The organism is Enterobacter cloacae complex sp. Mu1197, from assembly GCF_040059225.1.
GTDB classification, from domain to species: domain Bacteria; phylum Pseudomonadota; class Gammaproteobacteria; order Enterobacterales; family Enterobacteriaceae; genus Enterobacter; species Enterobacter quasiroggenkampii.
In genome coordinates this window covers 4,539,443-4,554,988 of the sequence record NZ_CP157375.1, presented here as the reverse complement: position 1 = coordinate 4,554,988, position 15,546 = coordinate 4,539,443, and the positions used below count along the sequence as shown (strand labels likewise).

Sequence of the window (15,546 nt, the reverse complement as noted above, 5' to 3'; positions counted from 1 at the left end):
TGGCGCTAACGCTTACCCGGCCTACTTATCGTAGGCCCGTGCAAGCGTAGCGCCGCCGGGCGTAAAGCATTAGCCGGTGTTACGCATACCCGCCGCAACGCCCGCAATCGTCACCATCAGCGCCTGTTCAACGCGTGGATCCGGCTCTTTCCCTTCTTCTTCCGCCAGACGCGAACGGTGCAGCAGCTCTGCCTGCAGGACGTTCAGCGGGTCGGTGTAGATGTTACGCAGCTGGATAGACTCGGCAATCCACGGCAGGTCCGCCATCAGGTGTGAGTCGTTGGCGATATCCAGCACCACTTTGATGTCGCCTTCCAGCAGTTCGCGCAGCTCTTTACCCAGCGCCCACAGCTCTGGCTTCACCAGGCGCTGATCGTAGTATTCCGCCAGCCAGAGGTCAGCTTTCGAGAAGACCATCTCCAGCATTCCCAGACGGGTAGAGAAGAACGGCCAGTCGCGACACATGGTCTCCAGCTCGCTCTGTTTGCCGTCTTCCACCACTTTTTGCAGTGCGGCACCGGCACCCAGCCAGGCGGGCAGCATCAGACGGTTCTGCGTCCAGGCAAAGATCCACGGGATTGCACGCAGAGACTCTACGCCGCCGGTCGGACGACGCTTGGCAGGACGTGAGCCCAGCGGCAGTTTACCCAGCTCCTGTTCAGGCGTGGCTGAACGGAAGTAAGGCACGAAATCTTTGTTTTCACGCACGTAGCCGCGGTACAGATCGCAGGAGATAGCCGACAGCTCGTCCATGATGTGGCACCAGGAGGCTTTCGGCTCCGGCGGTGGCAGCAGGTTCGCTTCCAGGATCGCGCTGGTATAAAGCGACAGGCTGCTGATGGTCACTTCCGGCAGGCCGTACTTGAAGCGGATCATCTCACCCTGCTCGGTCACGCGCAGGCCGCCTTTCAGGCTTCCCGGCGGCTGTGACAGCAGCGCCGCGTGTGCTGGCGCACCGCCACGGCCAATTGAGCCACCGCGTCCGTGGAACAGGGTCAGCTCGATACCGGCTTTTTCGCAGGTTTTGATCAGTGCATCCTGCGCCTGATACTGCGCCCAGGATGCCGCCATCACGCCCGCATCTTTCGCGGAGTCGGAATAGCCGATCATGACCATCTGTTTGCCCTGAATAAAGCCGCGATACCAGTCGATGTTCAGCAGCTGGCTCATCACGTCGTTGGCGTTGTTCAGGTCGTCGAGTGTTTCAAACAGCGGGGCGACCGGCAGGGCGTAGTCGATTCCCGCTTCTTTCAGCAGGAGGTGGACGCCCAGCACGTCGGATGGGGTTTTCGCCATGGAGATCACATAGGCGGCGACCGATCCTTTCGGTGCGTCCACGATCGCTTTACAGGTGTTGAGCACTTCGCGGGTATCGTTGCTTGGCTCCCAGTTGCGCGGCAGCAGAGGGCGCTTGGAGTTCAGCTCGCGGATCAGGAACGCCTGCTTGTCGGCTTCGGACCAGCTTTCATAGTCACCGATGCCGAGATATCGGGTCAGCTCGCCCAGCGCTTCGGTATGACGGGTACTTTCCTGACGCACGTCGATACGCACCAGCGGCACGCCGAAACACTTCACGCGACGCAGGGTGTCGAGCAGTTCGCCGTTGGCGATGATGCCCATCCCGCAGGCCTGCAGCGATTTATAACAGGCGTAAAGCGGCTCCCAGAGCTGTTCGTTCTGGCTGAGCAGGCCTTCTGGTTTTGGCAGGCGCTGGCCTTTCAGGCGCGCTTCCAGCCAGGCCTGAGTGGCCATCAGCTGACCACGCAGCTTTTTCATCAGGAAACGGTACGGCTCGCTGGCGCCTTCTTCACCGGCCAGCGCGCGCAGTTCCGGCGTCGCTTCAACCATCGACAGCTCGGAGATCAGCACCTGAATGTCTTTCAGGAACAGGTCGGTCGCTTTCCAGCGGCTCAGCAGCAGGACGTGGCGGGTGATTTCCGCGGTAACGTTCGGGTTGCCGTCGCGGTCGCCGCCCATCCAGGAGGTGAAGCGAACCGGCACGAAATCAACCGGCAAACGGTAGCCCAGGTTCGCTTCCAGCTGTTCGTTCAGCTCGCGCAGGTAGTTTGGTACCCCTTCCCACAGGCTGTTTTCCACCACCGCAAAGCCCCATTTGGCTTCGTCGACCGGGCTTGGGCGATGCTTACGAATTTCATCGGTGTGCCAGGACTGGGCAATCAGCTGGCGCAGACGGCGCATCAGCTGGTTGCGTTCATAGTCGGCAATGTCTTTGTTATCCAGCTGCTTCAGGCAGTTGTTCACTTCCACCATTTTGTGGATCAGGGTGCGACGGGTGATCTCGGTTGGGTGAGCGGTCAGTACCAGCTCCAGCGAAAGCGACTCCACCGCTTTTTTGATGGTGGCTTCGTTGAGGTCGGGCTGGTCTTTCAGTTTACGAAGGGTGCGGGCAATGACTTCCGGGTTGCTGGCCGCTTCGCCGTTTGGCGAAATGCTGTGGTATTGCTCAGCGGTGTTGGCCAGGTTCAGGAACTGGCTGAAGGCGCGCGCAACGGGCAACAGCTCATCGTTAGAGAGGTTCTGCAAGGTGGTGAGCAGCTCCTGACGACTGGCCTCGTTACCGGCACGGGAAGATTTAGACAGCTTGCGGATGGTTTCAACGCGGTCGAGGATGTTCTCCCCCAACGCATCTTTGATGGTATCTCCAAGCACTTTGCCGAGCATACTGACATTACTACGCAACGCGGAATATTGTTCGTTCATAAAAACCCAGTCACCCCATCATTTTTGTTTATGCCCAGGCGAAAATCTTCTGGACATTATTTTGTCATCTCCCTTTATAAAGCCACGTAAAACCCCCGTCGTCAATTGCTGCGAAAACGGTTCAGCAAACGAATAAATGTGGGCAATTTACGAAATTTAATTCGCATTGCGTCAGATAAGAGATGCTTATGGAAATGTGACGGAGATCGCGGGATTTACTCCCCCTCACTCTGCCCTCTCCCCAAAGGGGAGAGGGTGTTCAAATTCCCTCTCCCTTTTGGGGAGAGGGTTAGGGTGAGGGGCAGTTTTTAATGCCAGCAGAAGTGATGCACAACCTGGGTAATCAGTTCGCGGGTGGGTTTGATAAAGCGGGTTTCCAGATATTCATCCGGCTGGTGCGCCTGGTTGATGGACCCAGGGCCTAGAACCAGCGTCGGGCAAAGCGTCTGAATAAACGGCGCTTCGGTGCAGTAGTTCACCACGTCGGTTTTCTGGCCGAGCAGCTTTTCTACCACGTCGACCAGTTGATGGTCCGGCGGGCATTCGTAACCCGGGATGGGCGGATGCAGTTCGGAGACCGTCAGGCGACCCGGCCAGCGTTCGCTCACCGGGGCCAGCGCCTCATTCAGCAGGCCGTCGAGATCGCTCAGGGTCATGCCCGGCAGCGGGCGAATATCCATGTGCAGTTCGCAGCAGGCGCAGATGCGGTTGGAGGCATCGCCGCCGTGCAGGCTGCCGAGGTTCAGCGTCGGGTACGGCACGGTGAACGCGTCGTAGTGATAGCGTGCTTTCAGATCGTCACGCAGGGTCATGATGCGGCCGATGGCATCATGCATCAGCTCAATGGCGTTCACGCCGCGCGCCGGATCGCTGGAGTGGCCGGACTGGCCGAGCACGCGCACGGCGGTAGAGATATGGCCTTTATGCGCACGAATCGGTTGCAGAGACGTCGGCTCGCCGATGATCGCGCAATCCGGGCGAATTGACGTGTTTTCAGAGAAGTAGCGCGCGCCTGCCATGCTGGTCTCTTCATCAGCGGTCGCCAGAATGTAGAGCGGTTTTTTCAGCTTTGTCACGTCCACGTCACGCAGCGCGTCAAGGATAAAGGCGAAGAAGCCTTTCATGTCGGCGGTGCCCAGACCGTAGAGCTTGTTGTCGTGCTCGGTCAGGGTGAACGGATCGCGCGTCCAGCGGCCATCGTCGAACGGCACGGTGTCGGTATGACCGGCCAGCAGCAGGCCGCCCGCACCGGTTCCGGTACTGGCGAGCAGGTTAAATTTGTGGCGAGTGCCGGGGACGGGCTGAACCTCAACGTTAAACCCAAGATCGCTAAACCAACCCGCCAGCAGATTGATTAAAGACTCATTGCTCTGATCCAGCGCTTCTTCCGTTGCGCTGATAGACGGTGTGGCAATCAGGGCGCGGTAGATCTCGATAAATGGCGGTAAGTTCATTTTCATTGTTGACACACCTTAGGTCGTGATAGTATCAATATTCATGCAATAAATGTGAATAAAAATACATTAACGTTGAGCATAAAGGAACCCGATGTTGAATACGCTGATTGTAGGCGCTAGCGGTTATGCGGGCGCAGAGCTTGTAAGCTACGTGAATCGCCATCCACATATGACCATAACCGCTTTGACCGTGTCAGCGCAAAGCAATGATGCAGGAAAGTTAATTTCCGATTTGCATCCGCAGCTTAAGGGCCTGGTCGATCTGCCGCTGCAGCCCATGTCTGACATCAGCGAGTTTACTGACGGCGTCGACGTGGTGTTTTTAGCCACCGCACACGAGGTCAGCCACGACCTGGCGCCGCAGTTCCTGGCGGCTGGCTGCGTGGTCTTCGACCTCTCCGGCGCGTTCCGCGTTAACGACGGCGCGTTCTACGAAAAATATTACGGTTTCACCCATCAGCATCCGGATCTGCTTGAAAAAGCGGTGTACGGCCTGGCGGAGTGGAGCGCAGATAAACTGAAAGAAGCGGATCTGATTGCCGTTCCGGGCTGCTACCCGACGGCGGCGCAGCTTGCCCTGAAGCCGCTGATCGACGCGGGTCTGCTGGATCTGAACCAGTGGCCGGTGATCAATGCCACCAGCGGCGTGAGCGGTGCAGGACGCAAGGCGGCGATCTCTAATAGCTTCTGCGAAGTGAGCCTTCAGCCGTATGGCGTGTTTAATCACCGTCATCACCCTGAAATCACGACGCATCTGGGCGCGGACGTCATTTTCACCCCGCACCTGGGCAGCTTCCCGCGTGGGATCCTCGAAACCATTACCTGCCGCCTGAAACCGGGCGTGACCAAAGAGCAGGTGAGCGAGGTCTTCACGCAGGCGTATGCGGACAAACCGCTGGTGCGCCTGTACGACAAAGGCGTGCCGGCGCTGAAAAACGTGGTCGGTCTGCCGTTCTGCGATATCGGCTTTGCCGTTCAGGGTGAGCATCTCATCGTGGTGGCCGCAGAAGATAACTTACTGAAAGGCGCTGCCGCACAGGCAATGCAGTGTGCAAATATTCGTTTCGGTTTCCCGGAAACGCAGGCTCTTATTTAAGGTGTGATGATGAACCCATTAATTATCAAACTCGGTGGTGTACTGCTGGACAGCGAAGAAGCGCTGGAGCGTCTGTTTACCGCGCTGGTGAACTATCGCGAATCACACCAACGTCCACTGGTGATTGTGCACGGCGGCGGCTGCGTGGTGGATGAGCTGATGAAAGGGCTCAACCTGCCGGTGATCAAGAAGAACGGCCTGCGCGTGACGCCTGCGGATCAGATTGACATTATCACCGGTGCGCTGGCGGGTACGGCGAACAAAACCCTGCTGTCCTGGGCGAAGAAACACCACATTGCCTCCGTTGGCCTCTATCTGGGCGATGGCGACAGCGTAAAAGTGACCCAGCTCGACGAAGCGCTCGGTCATGTTGGACTGGCGCAGCCGGGTTCGCCTAAGCTGATTAACACGCTGCTGGAAGGCGGGTTCCTGCCAGTGGTGAGCTCTATCGGCGTGACCGAAGAGGGTGAGCTGATGAACGTTAACGCTGACCAGGCGGCAACCGCACTGGCGGCAACGCTGGGTGCGGACCTGATCCTGCTCTCCGACGTGAGCGGCATTCTGGACGGTAAAGGCCAGCGCATCGCAGAAATGACGGCAGAGAAAGCCGAGCAGCTGATTGCGCAGGGCATCATCACCGACGGCATGATCGTCAAAGTTAACGCCGCGCTGGATGCGGCGCGCACGCTGGGTCGCCCGGTAGATATCGCCTCCTGGCGTCACGCGGAGCAGCTCCCGGCGCTGTTTAACGGCACGCCGATTGGCACGCGTATTTTAGCGTAATCGATTTAAAGTTTTGTAGGCCCGGTAAGCGCAGCGCCACCGGGCAATGAAATTCAAAGATATTAAGGAAGCATGTTATGGCACTTTGGGGTGGGCGTTTTACACAGGCAGCGGATCAGCGGTTCAAACAGTTCAACGACTCTTTGCGCTTCGACTACCGCCTGGCCGAACAGGATATTGTCGGCTCTGTGGCCTGGTCCAAAGCGCTGGTGACGGTGGGCGTGCTGACCCCAGAGGAACAGCTGCAGCTGGAAGAGGCGCTGAACAATCTGCTGGAAGAAGTGCGTCTGGATCCGCAGCAAATTCTGCAGAGCGATGCCGAAGATATTCACAGCTGGGTGGAAGGTAAACTGATCGACAAGGTCGGCCAACTGGGTAAAAAGCTGCATACCGGCCGGAGCCGTAACGACCAGGTCGCCACCGATCTGAAGCTGTGGTGTAAGGATACCGTTGGCGAACTGCTGGCGGCTAACCGTCAGCTGCAGACCGCGCTGGTGGAGACCGCACAGAACAATCAGGACGCGGTGATGCCGGGTTATACCCACCTGCAGCGCGCGCAGCCGGTGACCTTTGCGCACTGGTGTCTGGCCTATGTAGAGATGCTGGCGCGTGACGAAAGCCGTCTGCAGGATACCCTGAAGCGTCTGGACGTCAGCCCGCTGGGCAGCGGCGCGCTGGCGGGTACCGCTTACGAAATCGACCGTGAACAGCTGGCAGGCTGGCTGGGCTTTGCCTCCGCTACCCGCAACAGCCTGGATAGCGTCTCCGATCGTGACCACGTGCTGGAACTGCTCTCTAACGCGTCTATCGGTATGGTGCACCTGTCGCGCTTTGCCGAAGACCTGATCTTCTTTAACTCTGGCGAAGCGGGCTTTGTTGAGCTGTCCGACCGCGTGACCTCAGGTTCATCCCTGATGCCGCAGAAGAAAAACCCGGACGCGCTGGAGCTGATCCGCGGGAAATGTGGCCGCGTGCAGGGCGCGCTGACCGGCATGATGATGACCCTAAAAGGGTTGCCGCTGGCGTACAACAAAGATATGCAGGAAGACAAAGAAGGGCTGTTCGACGCGCTCGACACCTGGCTGGACTGTCTGCATATGGGCGCGCTGGTGCTGGATGGCATTCAGGTGAAGCGTCCGCGCTGTCAGGAAGCGGCGCAGCAGGGCTATGCGAACTCGACCGAGCTGGCAGATTACCTGGTGGCGAAGGGCGTACCGTTCCGTGAAGCGCACCATATTGTCGGTGAAGCGGTGGTGGAAGCCATTCGTCAGGGTAAACCGCTGGAAGATCTGGCGCTGGCCGATCTACAGAAATTCAGCGCGGTTATCGGGGATGATGTGTATCCAATACTGGCGCTGCAGTCCTGCCTGGATAAGCGTGCGGCGAAAGGCGGCGTGTCGCCTAAGCAGGTGGCGCAGGCGATTGCGGATGCGAAAAACCGCCTGATTTGATGCCTGAAACGTCGGGTGGCGGCTTCGCCTTACCCGACCTACAAAACCCCAGCCCAACCCTGAGTTGGGCTTTTTTACGCAAAAAAAAGCGGACCACGGGGTCCGCAAAAGTTCACGTTGGCTTTAGTTGTTCGAGTTTTGAGAGAAACTCGCTGACAGTGCGGGGACGTCAAGGGTCAAACACGTGCCGCCTCGTCTATGTGGTGTATTATTCAACAGAATGCTTGATAGGGATAATCGTTCGTTGCTATGCTATCTATCGCCATGAACTATCGTGGCGACGGAGGATGAATAATGAATATTCGTGATCTTGAATACCTGGTAGCGTTAGCCGAGCATCGTCACTTTCGCCGCGCGGCAGATTCCTGCCACGTCAGCCAGCCCACGCTGAGCGGCCAGATCCGCAAGCTGGAAGACGAGCTGGGCGTGATGCTGCTGGAGCGCACCAGTCGTAAGGTTCTGTTCACACAGGCAGGTCTTCTGCTGGTGGATCAGGCGCGCACCGTGCTGCGCGAGGTCAAAGTGCTCAAGGAAATGGCAAGCCAGCAGGGGGAGGCCATGTCCGGCCCGCTGCATATTGGCCTGATCCCAACCGTTGGCCCGTACCTGTTACCGCACATCATTCCGATGCTGCACCAGACGTTCCCGAAACTCGAAATGTACCTGCACGAAGCGCAAACCCATCAGCTGCTGGCACAGCTGGACAGCGGCAAGCTCGACTGCGCCATTCTGGCACTGGTAAAAGAGAGTGAAGCCTTTATTGAAGTGCCGCTGTTCGATGAGCCAATGATGCTGGCGATCTATGAAGATCACCCGTGGGCGAACCGCGATCGCGTGCCGATGGCCGATCTGGCGGGTGAAAAGCTGCTGATGCTGGAAGATGGCCACTGCCTGCGCGACCAGGCGATGGGCTTCTGCTTCGAAGCGGGTGCGGATGAGGATACCCATTTCCGCGCAACCAGCCTGGAAACGCTGCGTAATATGGTCGCGGCGGGAAGCGGTATTACGCTGCTGCCTGCGCTGGCGGTACCGCACGAGCGTAAACGTGATGGCGTGGTCTACTTGCCGTGCATTAAACCAGAGCCGCGTCGTACGATTGGCCTGGTCTATCGCCCTGGGTCACCGCTGCGCAGCCGCTATGAGCAGCTGGCAGAGGCCATCCGTGGTGCGATGGATGGCCATTTTGACAGCGCGTTAAAACAGGCGGTTCAGGCCGTTTAGTGCCGCGACCCGATAGGCTTCCGCCATGGTCGGGTAGTTAAAGGTGGTGTTGACGAAGTACTCAATGGTGTTACCACCACCTTTCTGCTCCATGATGGCCTGGCCGATATGAATGATTTCCGCGGCGCGTTCACCAAAGCAGTGAATCCCGAGGATCTCTTTCGTCTCGCGGTGGAACAGAATTTTCAGCGTACCCACGCTCATCCCCACGATTTGCGCCCGCGCCAGATGTTTAAACTGCGCACGACCCACCTCGTAAGGCACCTTCATTGACGTCAGCTGCTGCTCGGTTTTACCTACGGAACTGATTTCCGGGATGGTGTAGATGCCCGTCGGGATATCTTCAATCAGATGCGCCGTCGCTTCGCCTTTCACCAGCGCCTGAGCCGCAATGCGGCCCTGGTCGTAAGCGGCTGAGGCCAGGCTTGGATAGCCAATGACGTCGCCGACCGCGTAAACGTGCGGCAGGGCGGTCTGATACATGCTGTTGACCTTCAACTGACCGCGGCTGTCGGTTTCAAGCCCGATATTTTCCAGCTGCAGGGAATCGGTGTTGCCGGTACGGCCGTTGGCGTACAGGAGGCAGTCCGCTTTCAGCTTCTTGCCGGACTTGAGGTGCATGATCACCCCGTCGTCGCAGCCTTCGATCTTCTCGTACTCTTCGTTGTGACGAATGACCACGCCGCTGTTCCAGAAGTGGTAGGAGAGGGAGTCCGACATCTCCTGATCGAGGAAGGCCAGCAGGCGGTCGCGAGTGTTGATCAGGTCTACTTTGACGTCCATTCCGCGGAAGATCGACGCATATTCGCAACCAATGACCCCTGCGCCATAGATAATGACGTGGCGGGGTTCATGGTGCAGGCTGAGAATCGAGTCGCTGTCGTAGACGCGCGGGTGCGAGAAGTCCACGTCGGCCGGATGGTACGGGCGTGAACCGCAGGCAATCACAAATTTTTCAGCGGTGATGGTTTCAACCGACCCGTCGTGGCATTCGAGTGCCAGGGTGTGTTCATCCACAAAATGCGCGTTGCCCTGCGAAATTTCACAGTGGTTACGCTCATAAAACCCCTGACGCATGCGCGTCTGCTGGTTAATGACGGTATCCGCGTGGTTCAGGATGTCGGCAAAGGAGGAACGAAGAAGTCGGGAGTGGTCGCTGTAAAGAGGGTTCTGGTTAAATTCGATAATGCGGCTAACGGCGTGGCGGAGGGCTTTCGAAGGGATGGTGCCCCAGTGGGTGCAACCGCCGCCGACATTATGGTAGCGCTCAATGACCGCTACTCTGGCTCCCTGTTTCACCAGACCCATAGCAGCACCTTCGCCGCCGGGGCCGGAACCAATAACTATTGCGTCGTAATCGTAGGAATGTGGCATGGCAAGGCTTACCTGTTCTTATACATAAAAGCAACAGAATCATAACATCATTGCCAGAGTAACCCAATTATCGTTGTGCTTTTTTCCGGCAGTGGAGCACAAACCGCACGTAAACAATCATTCACAAAGCCAGGCAAACAGATTAATTTTATTCTCTGGTATAGTGCCATCAGGCCTTTGGAAGGATTCAACTATCGTGATGGGCGTAAGAGCACAACAAAAAGAGAAAACCCGGCGTTCGCTGGTGGAAGCAGCATTCAGTCAACTGAGTGCTGAGCGAAGTTTTGCCAGTTTGAGCCTGCGCGAAGTCGCACGCGAGGCCGGGATTGCGCCAACGTCCTTCTATCGTCACTTCCGTGATGTGGATGAACTGGGCCTGACCATGGTCGACGAGAGCGGTTTGATGCTGCGCCAGCTGATGCGCCAGGCGCGTCAGCGTATCGCCAAAGGGGGCAGCGTGATCCGTACCTCCGTGTCGACCTTTATGGAATTTATCGGCAATAACCCCAACGCGTTTCGTCTGCTTCTGCGCGAGCGTTCGGGCACGTCGGCGGCGTTTCGTGCCGCCGTCGCGCGCGAAATTCAGCACTTCATCGCGGAACTTGCCGACTATCTTGAACTCGAAAACCATATGCCGCGTGCGTTTACCGAAGCACAGGCCGAGGCGATGGTGACGATTGTTTTCAGCGCAGGTGCCGAAGCGCTGGATGTCAGCATTGAACAACGCAAGCAGCTTGAAGAGCGACTGGTATTGCAGCTCAGGATGATCTCCAAAGGCGCGTACTACTGGTATCGCCGTGAACAAGAGAAACTGGCACATCAAACCGAAGAGTGAAGGTGAGTAATGAAACAGTCAGGTCAGGATAAAGGGACGCTGTTGCTGGCATTGATCGCTGGCTTATCCATTAATGGTACGTTCGCCGCTATTTTTAGCTCCATCGTGCCGTTTTCGATTTTCCCGCTGATTGCGCTGGTGCTGACGGTGTACTGCCTGCATCAACGCTACCTGAACCGCACCATGCCGGTGGGGTTACCGGGGCTGGCCGCCGCCTGCTTTATTCTGGGCGTATTGCTGTACAGCACGGTGGTGCGCGCGGAGTATCCGGATATCGGCTCTAACTTCTTCCCTGCGGTACTGTCTGTGGCGCTGGTGTTCTGGATTGGCTCGCGCATGCGTAGCCGTAAAAGCCAGTTACCGGAGTAAAGGTTTTTGTCATTGTAGGCCGGATAAGCGAAGCGCCATCCGGCTTTTTTGGCAGGTGACGCTTCGCTTACCTGCCCTACAAGGCCACATTACTTCGCCGTGAGCAGTACACCGCACTCCATATGGTGCGTATACGGGAACTGATCGAACAGCGCCAGACGTTCAACCTTGTGCGTCTGGCCTAACGTTTCCAGGTTCTTGCACAGCGTCTCCGGATTACAGGAGATGTACAAAATACGCGGGTACGCCTGCACCATCTTCTCGGTTTCGCTGTCCAGGCCACTGCGCGGCGGGTCGACAAAAATTGTCTCACACTGGTAGCTCTTCAGAGCGATGCCTTCCAGACGGTTAAACTGGCGAACGCCGTTCATCGCCTGCGTGAACTCTTCTGCGGCCATACGAATGATCTGCACGTTGTCGATATGGTTGGCGGCAATGTTGTACTGCGCGGCGGCAACCGACGGTTTGGCGATTTCCGTTGCCAGGACGCGATCGAAGTTACGCGCCAGCGCCAGCGAGAAGTTGCCGTTACCGCAGTAGAGCTCAAGCAGATCGCCCGTTGATCCTTCCGTCGCCTTCAGTGCCCACTCCAGCATCTGCACGTTCATTGCAGCGTTCGGCTGGGTGAAGCTGTTCTCGACCTGACGATACACCATCTCTTTACCCGCCACCGGCAGACGCTCGTCGATGTAGTCCTGATCCAGCATGATTTTGGTTTTTGTCGCGCGACCAATCAGGTGAACGTTGATGTTCTGCGCACGCAGCGCATCACGCAGCGCTTCTGCTTGCTCGCGCCACTCGTCGCTCAGGGCTTTGTGGTACAGCAGGGAGACAATCGCCTGATTGCTTTGCGTGGTCAGGTAGTCAATCTGGAAAAGCTTGTTACGCAGTACCGGGTTGTTACGCACGCCGTCCATTATCAGCGTCATTAATTGGTTAATGAGCTCACTCGCTGCCGGGAAGCTGTCCACGCGGATACGGGACTTCGTCTGCTGATCGAAAATGATGTGGTACAGGTCGTCACCGTCGTGCCAGATGCGAAACTCGGCACGCATGCGGTAGTGGCTGACAGGAGAGCGGAACACCTCGGGAACGGGCGCGTTGAAAGGCGTCATCATACTTTGCAGGCGGACAACTTTCTCTGCCAGCTGCGCGTCGTACTGTTCTGTCGGGAGGTGTTCTGGGGTCATGATGCGTCCTGAGTGATAAAGAATTACGCGGCGATTGTAGGGATTGTTCAGGGGATGTCCAGATTTAATGGCCAATAGCTGTCTGGACATCCATACGTGTCTAATTGTAGCATTCTGTTTCCGGTCTCCTGAGAGTGAAAAGGGAATCCAGTGTAAATCTGGAGCTGACGCGCAGCGGTAAAGACTGGCGGGATGAGCGTTGTAGACACTGTGAAAATGGGAAGTCTTCATCCTTATATAGCCACCTAGCCCGAAGACCTGCCGGGATCACGTCGCATTTGGTTTCATCATCGCGTGCTATCGATGAGGCCTGCGGCATCCTTCTTATATTGTGGATGCTTTAACAATGATTAAAAAAGTATCGCTGTTGACGGCGTTGTCCGTCACGGCATTTTCGGGCTGGGCGCAGGATAGCGCAGACTCGTTGGTGGTGACGGCAAATCGTTTTGAACAACCTGAAAAAACTATTCTGGCTGCAAACACGGTTGTTACGCGTGCCGATATTGACCGTTGGCAGTCAACCTCGCTCCTGGATGTTATGCGTCGCCTGCCCGGCGTGGATACGGCGCAAAATGGCGGGATGGGGCAACTCTCTTCTCTCTTTATCCGTGGCACCAACTCCAGCCACGTCCTGATCCTTGTTGATGGGATCCGCCTTAACCAGGCGGGCGTCACGGGGTCGTCCGATCTCAGCCAGTTCCCAATCTCCCTGGTACAGCGAATCGAATATGTTCGTGGACCGCGTTCTGCGGTATACGGCTCGGACGCGATCGGCGGCGTCGTAAACATTATTACCACTCGCGCGAAGGACGGTACCACGCTGAATGCTGGCGTAGGCTCGCACGGCTACCAGAATTATGGTGGCAGTACTCAGCAAACACTGGGCGACAGCACGCGCGTCACGCTTGCGGGTGATTACACCTATACCAAAGGGTTTGATGTGGTTGCGGATGGCAACAATGGTGGCCTTGCCCAGACCGATCGCGACGGCTTTATGAATAAAACGCTCTACGGCGCACTGGATCACGCATTCTCAGACCAGTGGAGCGGTTTTGTTCGCGGCTTTGGCTACAGCAACCGTACTGCCTACGACGGTTACTACAGCTCCTTTACCCCTGACGTACTGGTTGATACCCGTCAGCTCTATAGTCAGACCTGGGATGCAGGATTGCGCTTCAACGATGACATCTTCCATTCACAGCTGCTCACCAGCTATAGCCACAGCAAGGACTATAACTACGACCCGAATTTAGGCCGCTACGATTCGACAGCCACACTGGATGAAATCAAGCAGTACAATGTCCAGTGGCTCAACTCCGTTGATGTTGGCCAAGGGAACATTGGCGCGGGCGTTGACTGGCAGAAGCAGAGCACCGAGCCGGGTACAAACTACGTGACCAACGGCTACGACCTGCGTAACACCGGCGTCTACCTGACCGGGCTGCAGCAGTTTGGTGACTTCACCCTGGAAGGGGCGGTTCGCAGCGATGACAACTCTCAGTTCGGTCGTCATGGCACCTGGCAAAGCAGTGCGGCCTGGGAGTTCGTGGAGGGTTACCGTTTCGTTGCTTCTTATGGTACGGCCTATAAAGCACCGAATCTGGGTCAACTCTATGGTTTCTATGGCAATGACCATCTTGATCCAGAAGAGAGCAAACAGTGGGAAGGTGCGTTTGAAGGCCTGACGGCAGGCGTGAGCTGGCGCGTATCTGGCTACCGTAATGACGTTGATAATCTCATCGACTTCGATAATAACCTCCAGCAATATTACAACGTCGGTAAAGCACGCATTAAAGGTGTGGAAGCAACAGCATCGTTTGACACGGGGCCGTTGACGCATACTGTAGGCTACGACTACGTGGATGCCCGCAATGCCGCAACCAACGAACTCCTGGACCGTCGTGCTAAGCAGCAGGTGAAATATCAGCTCGACACGCAGATCTATGATTTCGACTGGAGCCTGACTTATCACTATCTCGGTACGCGTTACGACACTGACTTTGGTACTTACCCGTCTGAGAAAGTAAAAATGGGCGGTGTAAGCCTGTGGGATGTCGCAGTTTCGTATCCTGTCACCTCACACCTTACAGTTCGTGGTAAAATAGCCAACCTGTTCGATAAAGATTACGAGACAGTTTATGGCTACCAAACTGCAGGACGGGAATACACCTTGTCTGGCAGCTACACCTTCTAATCCGCGTCCCACCGTGCTGGTGTTTGATTCCGGCGTCGGTGGGCTTTCGGTCTATGATGAGATTCGGCATCTCCTGCCGGATCTCCATTACATCTACGCCTTCGATAACGTCGCTTTCCCGTATGGGGAAAAGAGCGAAGATTTTATTGTCGAGCGCGTGGTGGAAATCGTCACTGCGGTACAAAAGCGCTATCCCCTTGCGCTGGCCGTCATCGCGTGTAACACGGCGAGCACCGTTTCTCTTCCCGCCCTGCGTGAAAAATTCCAGTTCCCGGTTGTGGGCGTCGTCCCTGCAATAAAGCCTGCCGCGCGTCTGACAGCGAACGGCATTGTGGGCTTGCTGGCCACGCGAGGCACGGTAAAGCGTCCTTATACCCGCGAGCTGATCGACCGTTTCGCTAATGAATGCCAGATTGCGATGCTCGGTTCGGCTGAGCTGGTGGAGATGGCGGAAGCGAAGCTGCATGGCAAGTCGGTATCACTCGACGAGCTGCGTCGTATTCTTCGTCCGTGGCTGAGGATGCCCGAACCCCCGGATACCGTTGTGCTGGGCTGTACCCACTTCCCGCTACTCCAGGAAGAGCTATTAGAGGTCCTGCCGGAGGGGACGCGTCTGGTGGATTCCGGAGCGGCTATTGCCCGTCGTACGGCATGGTTGCTGGAGCATGAAGCCCCGGATGCGAAATCTACCGATGCGAATATCGCGTTTTGTATGGCGTTAACAAAAGAAACTGAACAACTTTTACCCGTTTTACACCGTTATGGCTTTGAAACGCTCGAAAAACTGGCGCTATAGCACGGTTTTGAGCAAAAAAGAGACGGTTGAAAGTTTTTTTTAAAAGAGGGGTTGTCAAC

The 15,546-nt window shown here is 56.7% G+C and carries 12 protein-coding genes and 1 riboswitch; of the genes, 8 read left to right on the top strand and 4 right to left on the bottom strand.

Translation table 11 applies throughout. The features are described from left to right. Positions 1-69: 69 nt before the first annotated feature. Positions 70-2,721, bottom strand: coding sequence for a phosphoenolpyruvate carboxylase (gene ppc, locus ABFV38_RS21470; RefSeq protein ID WP_008501791.1), 2,652 nt, complete (start codon positions 2,719-2,721; stop codon positions 70-72). 308 nt (positions 2,722-3,029) lie between these two features. Continuing rightward, complete coding sequence (gene argE, locus ABFV38_RS21465) at positions 3,030-4,181, bottom strand: acetylornithine deacetylase (RefSeq protein ID WP_348958021.1); 1,152 nt, start codon at positions 4,179-4,181, stop codon at positions 3,030-3,032. An 88-nt stretch (positions 4,182-4,269) separates the two neighbouring features. Between argE and argC the strand changes: the two genes are divergently transcribed. From argC to oxyR, 4 genes are all read left to right on the top strand, one after another. After that, the gene (gene argC, locus ABFV38_RS21460; RefSeq protein WP_048028410.1) at positions 4,270-5,274 is read left to right on the top strand and encodes an N-acetyl-gamma-glutamyl-phosphate reductase; all 1,005 of its coding nucleotides are present in this window, start codon (positions 4,270-4,272) and stop codon (positions 5,272-5,274) included. 6 nt (positions 5,275-5,280) lie between these two features. Next, positions 5,281-6,057, top strand: a complete 777-nt coding sequence (gene argB / locus ABFV38_RS21455; protein WP_086374972.1) for an acetylglutamate kinase — start codon at positions 5,281-5,283, stop codon at positions 6,055-6,057. Between the two features lie 77 nt (positions 6,058-6,134). Next, entirely contained in the window at positions 6,135-7,508 is a 1,374-nt protein-coding gene (argH, locus tag ABFV38_RS21450; protein WP_235404362.1) for an argininosuccinate lyase, read from the top strand. A gap of 294 nt (positions 7,509-7,802) precedes the next feature. Further along, positions 7,803-8,729, top strand: coding sequence for a DNA-binding transcriptional regulator OxyR (oxyR, locus tag ABFV38_RS21445; protein WP_044597477.1), 927 nt, complete (start codon positions 7,803-7,805; stop codon positions 8,727-8,729). On the opposite strand, the gene sthA is transcribed toward oxyR, so the two are convergent. Further along, on the bottom strand, positions 8,703-10,103 hold the full coding sequence (sthA, locus tag ABFV38_RS21440; RefSeq protein WP_348958020.1) for a Si-specific NAD(P)(+) transhydrogenase: 1,401 nt from the start codon (positions 10,101-10,103) through the stop codon (positions 8,703-8,705). The genes oxyR and sthA overlap by 27 nt on opposite strands. Before the next feature lie 196 nt (positions 10,104-10,299). Between sthA and fabR the strand changes: the two genes are divergently transcribed. Next, entirely contained in the window at positions 10,300-10,938 is a 639-nt protein-coding gene (gene fabR, locus ABFV38_RS21435; protein WP_008501784.1) for an HTH-type transcriptional repressor FabR, read from the top strand. Between the two features lie 9 nt (positions 10,939-10,947). Beyond that, positions 10,948-11,307, top strand: a complete 360-nt coding sequence (locus ABFV38_RS21430; protein WP_008501783.1) for a YijD family membrane protein — start codon at positions 10,948-10,950, stop codon at positions 11,305-11,307. A gap of 89 nt (positions 11,308-11,396) precedes the next feature. Here ABFV38_RS21430 and trmA read toward each other — a convergent pair whose 3' ends face one another. Beyond that, the gene (trmA, locus tag ABFV38_RS21425; protein ID WP_348958019.1) at positions 11,397-12,497 is read right to left on the bottom strand and encodes a tRNA (uridine(54)-C5)-methyltransferase TrmA; all 1,101 of its coding nucleotides are present in this window, start codon (positions 12,495-12,497) and stop codon (positions 11,397-11,399) included. A 104-nt stretch (positions 12,498-12,601) separates the two neighbouring features. Then, positions 12,602-12,778, top strand: a riboswitch (cobalamin riboswitch). 65 nt (positions 12,779-12,843) lie between these two features. On the opposite strand from trmA, the gene btuB reads away from it, so the two are divergent. Beyond that, positions 12,844-14,691, top strand: coding sequence for a TonB-dependent vitamin B12 receptor BtuB (gene btuB, locus ABFV38_RS21420; RefSeq protein ID WP_045909132.1), 1,848 nt, complete (start codon positions 12,844-12,846; stop codon positions 14,689-14,691). After that, a complete protein-coding gene (murI, locus tag ABFV38_RS21415; RefSeq protein ID WP_235404358.1) occupies positions 14,636-15,487 on the top strand; it encodes a glutamate racemase in 852 nt (283 codons plus the stop codon). Before btuB ends, murI begins: the two co-directional genes overlap by 56 nt. Positions 15,488-15,546: the final 59 nt, after the last annotated feature.